Genomic DNA, 517 nt, shown 5'->3' with positions numbered 1-517 from the left:
AGGGAGCCGTCGAAGGTGGGGCTGGCGATTGGGACGAAGTCGTAACAAGGTAGCCGTACCGGAAGGTGCGGCTGGATCACCTCCTTTCTAAGGAGCACCTTCACCTGAAAGGGTGCAAGGAGCCCGCGACCTGCGTATGTCGGGTCGGGGTGCTCAATGGCGGAGACACTGGCGAGTTTGGCTTCGGCAACGGCCGGGTTCCTTCTAGTACAGCCATTTCGGTGGTGGGAACGAAGTCCTGGTGCGGCTGGAGGTGAATGATGAGCACCCTGTTGGGTCCTGAAAGAACAACCCTTGTGGTTGTTTCTTTCGGAACCGTGGCCCTGCCTGTTGGCGGGGGATGGTTGCCAGGCATGGCCTGGTCTCGCATACCGATCACTGTGGTGGTGCTGGTGTGGGGCTTGAGGGTTGTGGGTTGGTCGTTTGTTGAGAATTGCACAGTGGACGCGAGCATCTTTGTGGTCAAGTTGTCAAGGGCGAACGGTGAATGCCTTGGCACCAGGAGCCGATGAAGGAC

At 58.8% G+C, this 517-nt stretch carries 1 rRNA gene; it reads left to right on the top strand.

Going from position 1 to position 517, the window contains the following annotated elements:
* Positions 1-87, top strand: a 16S ribosomal RNA gene (locus tag DKT68_RS13165); the annotation flags it as partial.
* Positions 88-517: the final 430 nt, after the last annotated feature.

This window comes from Micromonospora acroterricola, assembly GCF_003172955.1.
Taxonomy (GTDB): Bacteria; Actinomycetota; Actinomycetes; order Mycobacteriales; family Micromonosporaceae; genus Micromonospora; species Micromonospora acroterricola.
Note: the sequence above shows the minus strand (reverse complement) of the source record. Positions and strands in the feature narration are given on the sequence as shown.